This window comes from Eubacterium sp. MSJ-13 (assembly GCF_018918235.1).
Taxonomy (GTDB): Bacteria; Bacillota; Clostridia; order Lachnospirales; family Lachnospiraceae; genus Butyribacter.
Genome location: NZ_JAHLQE010000086.1, coordinates 1 through 5,660, shown reverse-complemented (window position 1 = coordinate 5,660; position 5,660 = coordinate 1). Strand labels below are relative to the sequence as shown.

Here is a 5,660-nt window from a genome sequence, read left to right as displayed (position 1 = left end):
CGACTGCTGCAATAGCGTAAAAAATCTTCCCGATGACCTCAGACCTACTGAATCACTTGAACATGGCTTTGGTACTGCTAATATATACAGAACTGTCAAAAAAAATTTTGGTACTACCGCAATAGAATCAACCGAAGATACTTACACCACCTCCATTGTAGTTCCTATAATAGATGAGAAAAAACGGCTTCACCCACCCAAAAAACATTAAAATACGCACCACCTCCACCTTTGACATTTTGATAGTCCAATGCTAGTATATATTTAACTTAACTGCCGCCGGAGGAATTTTTCATGAGTACAAATATAATGATAGTTGATGACGAAAAAGATATTGCTGACCTTGTTCAGATATATCTTGAAAATGATGGCTTTAATGTCTTTAAATTTTATAATGGCAAAGATGCCCTTGAATGTGCCATGCATAAAAAACTTGATCTTGCAATACTTGATGTCATGCTTCCTGATATCGACGGATTTTCACTGTGCAAACAAATACGCAAAGACTATTTCTTTCCTATTATCATGCTTACTGCCAAAATCGAAGATACAGACAAGATTACAGGTCTTACTCTCGGTGCTGACGACTATATCTGCAAGCCATTTAACCCCCTTGAACTTGCTGCTCGTGTAAAAACCCAGCTTCGCCGCTATACCCGATACAATAAAGCTCAAAATGAAAGTGAACATTCCACTTCTCCCGCAGCCCCTATTGAACATAATATAAGAGGATTAAATATTTCAAAGAGCAGTCACAGGGTATTTTTAAATAACAAAGAGATTTCCCTCACCCCGCTTGAATTTGATATCCTCTGGTATTTGTGCGAACACAAAGGAAATGTCGTGTCCTCTGAAGAACTTTTTGAAGCTGTCTGGAAAGAAAAATATATGGACAGCAACAATACCGTAATGACACATATTGCAAGGCTTCGCGAAAAAATGAATGAACCTGCAAGAAAACCAAAATATGTAAAAACCGTCTGGGGAGTTGGATATACTATCGAAAACTAAGAAGTAAAAAACTCAATTTTTCTAACTTAATACATGAAAATACAAAAATAAAAATACAACAAATTTAACAGAGGTGCAGTATGAAAAACAATGATCTCACAAAAAAACTTATCAGGCGTTATATGCTTACTGTAATCGGATTTATCGCACTTGTTTTCATTATATTTATCACCGCCGCCGCGATATGTTCCCGTAAAGTATGGTACCCTGAAGATCCTGAATATGTTCTTCTTAAATCCATAGACAATCATAAATGGTTTATTGGAGGTCTGCTTTGTTTTACAACATGGTTTATTGTTACATTATCTTTTCTTGTAAAGTGGACACGATATATCAATGAAATTCTGTATGCCTCCAAAAAACTCACAACACAGCCTGAACAATCAATAGTTCTTTCAGAAGATTTAAAATCCATTCAGGATAAACTTAATGCCGTAAGAGAAAATGCTGTTCATAACTCGCAGCTTGCCAAAGAAGCAGAACAGAGAAAAAACGACCTTATAGTTTACCTTGCACACGACCTAAAAACACCTCTCACAAGCGTTATCGGATATCTCACTCTGTTAAATGATGAACCTGATATTCCTAACCTGACACGCCAAAAATATACTTCTATAGCCCTTAATAAAGCCGAACGTCTCGAAGACCTCATCAATGAATTTTTTGATATCACACGCTTCAATCTCACAAATATCGAACTTGATATTGAAAAAGTCAATTTAAGTCGTATGCTTGAACAGATATGTAATGAATTTATCCCTATCTTATCAGAACATGCACTGAACTGGAATCTTCAGATTGAACCTGATATATATCTTATGTGCGATCCTGATAAACTGTCACGCGTATTTGATAATCTTATCCGTAATGCAGTAAATTACAGCTACCAAAACACTGAAATAACATGTACGCTCACAAAGCAGGATAATGAAATACATATCCTCTTTAAAAATCATGGAAAAACAATCTCTCCCGAAAAACTAAACAGGATATTTGAACAGTTTTTCAGACTCGACTCCTCAAGAGCCTCATCAACGGGCGGTGCCGGACTTGGACTTGCTATTGCAAAAGAAATTGTAGAACTTCATAGAGGAAAGATAAGTGCTGCAAGTGAAAACGAAAGCATTTCATTTGAAATTATTTTTAAGCAGTGAAAATAGAAAACCGTCGATGTTGCACCATCGGCGATTTTCGTTTTGAAGTCGAATTGTATGGACTTCTTGTATCTATTTTGTCTGGCGACATTATATCATATATAAAAGTTAAATCACTCCCCTTCCCCCAACATCATACTCACCGTTTCATGCCTTTTTTCATAATACGACACTCCCCTTAAAACATATGTAAATATCACCACAAACAAAACAGAGATAACAATCTGCCATTTAGACAGCATGTCACCCATATATGCACCTTTCACCAAAAATAAACTTAGCAGACCTGCAACTATAATGCTGTTACTGTAACGTAAAAAAAGTTTTCTCTGTAATCTGGAATAACTCATCCCAAAACTTCTCATGACACCATATTCATATCTGTGTTTTTCCCAGTCTATGTAAATATCTAACATTATATAGATACCTATGATAATCATACTAAATACCATTATCGTTTTACTCAAAACAGCAGTATAGTCTAACAGCAGCTTGCGTTCACTAGCCTTTACTCCCGAAGAATCCAACCTTCCTCCCTGTATGGATGCCATCAGACACATGACTTCACGCTCTATTTCCTTTTGCACAGGCATTACCGTATTTTTGTCCATTTCTATTGTTATATTATTGTATCCTAATACGGTTCGGCTTTTTATTGCAGTCTTTTCGTCCATAACTATCTCAATACTGCTAGATTCTTCACTGTTTCCACTGAGCAGTGCACCGACTTTAAAGTTTTCAGAATAGAATTTTACCTTCTTCTCATCGCCTCTTATCCCGCCTAATTTAATCTCTCCATTTTCCTTTATTGACGGTGATGACATTTTCCCTTCCTCTTTATAATCAGGCAGGATAACTACGCAGGCTTTCTCACCACTATTACTAAAAGCCGATTTTCTTATACTGTTCTTTTTTAGAAATGCCTGAAATTCTTTTTCCGGCAAAACTGTAATTACATTTTCTGTCACTGGTTCATACTTTTCCGCTTTATCTGCCACCTGTTTCCATAAAGTATCATTTTTTTCTTTTGTACTTACATCATTCTCATTTGATGGATAATAACTGTTTTCTTTTATATAATCTGAGAAATATTTATCCACATTACCTTTATCCAGCAAAATCGAACACTGTTTTGTTTCAGCTTCTATTGAGATATTTATTTTATCCCTGTATCTGTCAAATATTTCTAACTCATCAAAACTAAAATAATCATCTCCATTTAAACCAATATCATAGCCTCGCAGCGGATATGAAACTTGATCAATTTTACTAACCAGATCATAATTTATTTTTTCTCTTTATCACTAAAAACATTGATAAAATAAAACGATGCCAACACAAAAAAAATACATATTGTCTGAACAAAAATTATACTTATGTCAATTTTTTTAAACCGGTATTTTTTTGTTTTTTCATTCTGTCGTCTATATGTCTTTTTTAACACTTCTAATCTGTCTTTACTTACACATATACTGTATGCACATACAAAAATAACCGCACATATAACTGTCTGCCACAAAACAGCACCGACCAGTGAGCTAAGATAATATCCGGCATAACCGTTAAAAACATTTTTTATATATGTAACTCCAATAATAACAGCCAATATACAACCGGCAGACATTCCGATTGCAGTTATTACAAGCATTATATAAAAAACTACTTTTTTGCAGTCCTTTTGTGTCATGCCAAATGTCCTAAACAAAGAAAAACTTATTTTATTACGAATTACAAATGCATTTATCAACACTATATGTTCTATCAAAAGCAGAATAACTATCAGAACAGGATAAAATGTCTTTGTGCTTATCATATCCTCATTATCATTATAACCATAGCTATACATTTTTTCATTAACACACATGATATCCTCTGAAATATTCCCAAACAATACATTTTCTATATCACTCTTTGCCCTTTTAAAATCAACTTTTTTCTGTGTTATAACAAGAGAATTTTTAACTTCTGCATCGCTATTTTGTGGGCATATTATCGAAGGATATATTTTTGTTTTTACATACTCACCATAATCCGTTGATATAAATGATGAATAATTTGAAATAACTCCCGTAACCTTATAAATTTTTTTCTCGCCATCTTTTGTTAATGAGACATTAAATGGTAACTTCTTTTCCTCCGCACAAAATAACGATAACAGATATTCTTCAATGACTATCTCATCCGATTTAGCTGCCCATCTTCCATTTATCAGTCTAAATGCAAGATTTTTTCCCATGTCCTCTTTCATCACTCCCATTGTGATTTCTTTATCTTTATATTTCACATTTCCGAGCACGCCAAAATGTTTATACTCAAAATCACCACAATCTTCTTTTATTTCCTGTTCTCTTTCACTGTCGATACCAGGCACTACAGCAAGAAAATTTCCATACCTTTTTAATACCTCATCTTGTTTTGTTTTTATTATCGTGTCACTCAATGAGCCGACAGTAAATATAAATGTACACCCAACGATAATAGAAAAAAGAGACAGCATTATCAGTTTTTTCTCATTCTTTATCATAATAGCTGTCAATTTTAAATATCTTAATATTACACTATTCAATTGTAATCTCACCATCCTTTATACGAATTATCTGCGTACAATTCTCTATAAGATTTTCCTCATGCGTAACTATTATAAAGGTAGTTTTATATTCTTTATTAAGTTTACAAAACAGTTGTGTAATAATCTTTGTATTCTCTGAATCAAGATTTCCCGTCGGCTCATCCGCAAAAACTATTTTGGGGTTCAAAAGCATCGCTCTAGCTATTGCCACTCGCTGTTGTTCCCCACCAGACAATTGATATGATACTTTCTTTCTCAGTTTTTCTATTCCTAATTCCTTTGATAAAAAATAATAATACTCTCTGTCATATTTTTTTCCGTTGATATAAGCAGGACATAATATATTTTCTTCAACACTGATACGAGGTATCAGATGATATGCCTGAAATACAAAGCCATAATTATTTCCTCTTAATTTTGCTAATTTGGATTCTTTCATCGAATTATATCTATTTCCCATATAATACACATTTCCCTGTGATGCCGTATCAATACCAGCAAGAATATTTAAAAGTGTCGTCTTCCCACTTCCACTTTTTCCGTATATCATATTTATCGATTCTTTTTTAATTTCAAGACTTACATGTTTCAAGACATTAGTAAGAGAATTGCCATTTTCGTATGTCTTTGAAATATCATCACATGATAGTATTATCTCATCACTATGCCTTTTCTCACTATTATAATAAAACCTGTCGCTCATTATTTCATTATTTTTATTCATTATTTTTCCTCGCAAAACTTATATATAAATACTTTCCTAACTTTTTCAACTGGCAAGCTCCTATGAAGAATAGTCAATATTCAGTTGTTAAATTAATTTATTGTGCATCCTCTTCCTTATTCCCGAGACTTTCCTCCCCACAGCAAGGAGAGCACTGAAAAAGTGGTTTATTAGAAAGCCGTTAGACTATATATTGTTATTA

General features: G+C 33.7%; 6 protein-coding genes. 3 read left to right on the top strand and 3 right to left on the bottom strand.

Going from position 1 to position 5,660, the window contains the following annotated elements; genetic code table 11:
* From KQI69_RS05245 to vanS, 3 genes are all read left to right on the top strand, one after another.
* On the top strand, positions 1-211 hold a 211-nt coding region (locus KQI69_RS05245), incomplete at its 5' end, for a GHKL domain-containing protein (RefSeq protein WP_216564295.1).
* An 83-nt stretch (positions 212-294) separates the two neighbouring features.
* Complete coding sequence (gene vanR, locus KQI69_RS05240; protein ID WP_216564294.1) at positions 295-1,011, top strand: VanR-ABDEGLN family response regulator transcription factor; 717 nt, start codon at positions 295-297, stop codon at positions 1,009-1,011.
* 80 nt (positions 1,012-1,091) lie between these two features.
* Complete coding sequence (vanS, locus tag KQI69_RS05235; protein ID WP_216564293.1) at positions 1,092-2,165, top strand: vancomycin resistance histidine kinase VanS; 1,074 nt, start codon at positions 1,092-1,094, stop codon at positions 2,163-2,165.
* Between the two features lie 113 nt (positions 2,166-2,278).
* Here vanS and KQI69_RS05230 read toward each other — a convergent pair whose 3' ends face one another.
* The 3 genes from KQI69_RS05230 to KQI69_RS05220 all read right to left on the bottom strand — a co-directional run bounded on the left by KQI69_RS05230 (position 2,279) and on the right by KQI69_RS05220 (position 5,458).
* Positions 2,279-3,283 carry an ABC transporter permease gene (locus KQI69_RS05230; RefSeq protein WP_216564292.1) on the bottom strand — a complete coding sequence of 335 codons (1,005 nt, stop codon included), beginning with the start codon at positions 3,281-3,283 and terminating at the stop codon, positions 2,279-2,281.
* Positions 3,284-3,450: 167 nt separating this feature from the next.
* Positions 3,451-4,731: an FtsX-like permease family protein gene (locus tag KQI69_RS05225; protein ID WP_216564291.1), complete on the bottom strand. Its 1,281-nt coding sequence runs from the start codon at positions 4,729-4,731 to the stop codon at positions 3,451-3,453.
* The gene (locus KQI69_RS05220) at positions 4,724-5,458 is read right to left on the bottom strand and encodes an ABC transporter ATP-binding protein (RefSeq protein ID WP_216564290.1); all 735 of its coding nucleotides are present in this window, start codon (positions 5,456-5,458) and stop codon (positions 4,724-4,726) included. Before KQI69_RS05220 ends, KQI69_RS05225 begins: the two co-directional genes overlap by 8 nt.
* Positions 5,459-5,660: the final 202 nt, after the last annotated feature.

What these genes read in the sequence shown, in the direction of transcription:
- vanR (WP_216564294.1), top strand. Translation starts at nt 295, where the DNA reads ATGAGTACAAATATAATGATAGTTGATGACGAAAAAGATATTGCTGAC.
- vanS (WP_216564293.1), top strand. Translation starts at nt 1,092, where the DNA reads ATGAAAAACAATGATCTCACAAAAAAACTTATCAGGCGTTATATGCTT.
- KQI69_RS05220 (WP_216564290.1), bottom strand. Translation starts at nt 5,458, where the DNA reads ATGAATAAAAATAATGAAATAATGAGCGACAGGTTTTATTATAATAGT.